The sequence below is a fragment of the Flaviaestuariibacter flavus genome, assembly GCF_004337505.1.
Lineage (GTDB): Bacteria > Bacteroidota > Bacteroidia > Chitinophagales > Chitinophagaceae > Flavisolibacter > Flavisolibacter flavus.
In genome coordinates, this window is the sequence record NZ_SJZI01000021.1 from 1 (window position 1) to 3,047 (window position 3,047).

General features: G+C 58.3%; 3 protein-coding genes. 1 reads left to right on the plus strand and 2 read right to left on the minus strand.

Annotated elements, in window-relative coordinates; genetic code table 11:
- Nucleotides 1-202 precede the first annotated feature (202 nt).
- The gene (locus EPD60_RS07795; protein WP_131448491.1) at nucleotides 203-958 is read right to left on the minus strand and encodes a DUF6261 family protein; all 756 of its coding nucleotides are present in this window, start codon (nucleotides 956-958) and stop codon (nucleotides 203-205) included.
- 517 nt (nucleotides 959-1,475) lie between these two features.
- On the opposite strand from EPD60_RS07795, the gene EPD60_RS07800 reads away from it, so the two are divergent.
- A complete protein-coding gene (locus tag EPD60_RS07800) occupies nucleotides 1,476-1,862 on the plus strand; it encodes a GxxExxY protein (protein ID WP_131448487.1) in 387 nt (128 codons plus the stop codon).
- A 260-nt stretch (nucleotides 1,863-2,122) separates the two neighbouring features.
- Here the strand turns inward: EPD60_RS07800 and EPD60_RS07805 are convergent, their stop codons facing one another.
- Complete coding sequence (locus EPD60_RS07805) at nucleotides 2,123-2,704, minus strand: DUF6799 domain-containing protein (protein ID WP_131448485.1); 582 nt, start codon at nucleotides 2,702-2,704, stop codon at nucleotides 2,123-2,125.
- Nucleotides 2,705-3,047: the final 343 nt, after the last annotated feature.

Consider the following 3,047-nt stretch of genomic DNA (forward strand, 5'->3'; position numbering starts at 1 on the left):
GCATCAGCAGGCCGCCTCCTACTAGTACCTAGAGAGATCCTGATGCTGCGCATCAGGATGACAAACCCTCTTTTTAGAAAAAGAAACCGGCCCGACCGGCATTCCCGCACCGATTGATTGGTGGCGGGCCGGCCGCAGCATTATTAAAAAGCAAAAGCCACTGCACCCGCAGCGGCTTTATTATTACAATCCATTAAAGAATTCACGCCTCCGCCGTTCCCTCCTTCTCCTTCCTCGCCTCCTTCCTTCCTTTCCTGGCACTCACAATCTCCCGATACTCCTGCGTCAGTATCTCCACCAGCTTCACCATGCGGCCCCAGGGTTCGGCGCCTTCGGCGGTGTGGTAGAAGCCATCGAGCTTGTTGAGCAGGTTCTCGTAGGCCACGCGCATCTCGTCGCGCTTCTGGATCATGGTGTAGGGGATGTCTTTGTCGACTTCGAGGGCGGCGCGCTCGAGGAAGAGGGCGTCGAACTCTTTGTTGGTGCGGTCGAGGGCGTCGATCCAGGTGCGGAGGCCGAGGGCAGCGACGGCGGCGGCGCAGTCGGGGTCCTCGCGGAAGTCGCGCACGAGGGCGTTGATGATGGCTGTCTCCTGCTGGTAGTTCTGCTTGTAGATGCGGGGCCCGTACACCTCGAGACGGCGGTCGAGGAGGGCGGCCTGCTCGCGGAGGGCTTCGTCGGGGTTATAGCAGTGGCCCTCGCAGAGGTCCTGCAGCCCGACTACGAAGTCGTCGCGGCGCCCGTCCAGCTGCACGAGCTTCTGGGTGAGACGCGAGGCGTGGTCGCGCTTGAAGAGCAGGCTGATGTCTTCGAGGTGCGCGGCAACGCTGGCCTTGGCGCCCAGCATGACGGCCGGCATCGGCAGCGGGTCGGTGTCGATGGCCTTGAGAAGCTGGGTGAAAAACTGGATGAATTCCTCGTTCGTGAGCGGGGTTAAGTGTAAAGCTTTTGATCTCATATGACAAGGGTTTTTTGTTCCTATTAAGTTACGGCAGGGATTGGGCCTTTGCAAGCGGCGGCCCGTTTCTTTTTGCACCCTTGTTGCAGGCGCCGGCGGCGCGGGGCTGCTGCGCCCGGAAGAAAGGGCCGCGCCCATGGCAGCGGGCTACTGCGCCCGCGCAAAAGCGCCCGCCATTTTGGAGGAGCCTTTCTTCCGCGCGCAAAAGGGCGCTCCGGATTGGAGCAAGGGTTCTTCCACGCGCAGAAAGCCCGCGCCGGCTGGAAGGAGGTTTCTTCCCGCGCAAGTGGTTTTTTTCTCGCAGAGAACACGGAGCGTTTCGCAGAGGGCACGGAGGCCTTCGAGCTACCAACATTTAGGTTGGGAGGCACGCTTAACGGTAGCTACCCTTGCGCTGTAACGGAGACAGCGAGAGACGCCCTACGGGCGGAGGGGGGAGATTTCCATGGGAAAAAACCCAGGAAATTCTGTTGTTTTTCACATGGAATCCTGTGCTGGCTGCCGCAGGTTTGGGGGTATGGAAAAAGAAGAACTCAACCAAATCGGCGGCGCCATCCTGGATGCGTCTATTTATGTGCATAAGGCCTTAGGTCCCGGGTTGCTGGAATCGGCTTATCAGAAAGCCCTTGCTGTTGTATTGCGCAAGCGCGGCTTCCGGGTCAGCACCGAAGTTCCGATCACCTTTATTTTCGAAGGCGAAGACCTGGGCGACGTCTATTACATGGACCTCGTGGTAAACGACGAAGTCATCATTGAGCTAAAAGCAGTGAAGGCGCTGGAGCCGGTAGCGGAATCGCAGATGCTCACCTACCTCCGCCTCCACGAAAAGAAGCTGGGCTACCTGATCAACTTCAACGTATCCCTCCTGAAGCACGGTTTCCACCGCTATGTCCGCAACTGGTAACACCTTCGTAGTAAGGTGGTAATGTATCGGCAAAGTCGTCACCAACCAACTCCGCCCGCAGGGCCCCTCCCGCTGTCTTGAGCAGGAAGTTGATTGCCAGCAGCAGGAATGTCTCCAAACCTTTCTGTTGGTAGCTCGAGCATCTCCGTGCCCGCTGCGAAACGCTCCGCGCCCTCTGCGAGAAATATTCCCGTGGACCAAGCCAAAAAAATCCCCGCGAGCAAACAGCCCGCGGGGATCTTTATTGCTAAAAAGAACGCTTATTGATCCTTCTTATCGGGAGTAACGGCGTCCTTCACCTTGCTGCCCACTTTTTCGGCGGCATGGCCCACCGCCTGGGCGCCTTTCTTCACGCCGGTCTTGGTGGCATCCCAGCCGTGCTCGATGGCGTTGCCCGCCTTGTCGAAGAAGCGTCCGGCCTTCGTTACGTGTTCGCCTTCTTCGAGGTCGCGGTTTTCACCGTTATAGGTTACGCGGCCCTGGGAGTTCACCGTGGCGCCATTGTCGAGACGTACCTCGGAGGTCGAGCTCGTCCACTTGCCATTGTGGTATACCACCACCTTGCCGTTGTGGCGGCTCACGTCGCCCTCGGAGGGCGCATAGGCCTGGTTGGTAGAGGTTGAAGTTGTTGTTGTGCTGGTAGTGGTGTTACCGGGGGTGTGGGTGGCACCTGTGCCCATGGTGTCGGTGCGCATCATACCGGTGTCGGTAGTAGCGGGCGGGGGCGTCGTCATCATCGACGAGGTATCCGTCGTGGTGGTCGTGGTTGTTTTGTCTGTCCTGTCGTTGCAGGCGATCAGCGTTGCGGCGGCGATGGCCGCGAAAAATGTCTGTTTGATCATGGTTGAGGTTTTTTTAGTGGTTTCTGCAGCATGGCTGCGTCCACCTGGCAGAAATATTTATGCCAGCGCCGCCAACAGGCTCTTCGTTAGCCAGAATTTTTCGGCGCAAGGCGGAGGTAGCGCCCATTGTGGCAACTCCTTTGCGGCGTATATCGGTAACCCCTAAACGGGTAGCTAACCTCAATTATATCGTTATGAAAAAGCACCTTTTTTCAGCCTGCGCAGCGGTTATGCTGCTGGCGGCATGCGGCAGCTCCCGCACTTCTACAATGTCGACCAGCTCCAATAACGCGGCCTACGGCGCTCCCTCCTCGGTCACCTCGGCCTTTACCACGCAATTCCC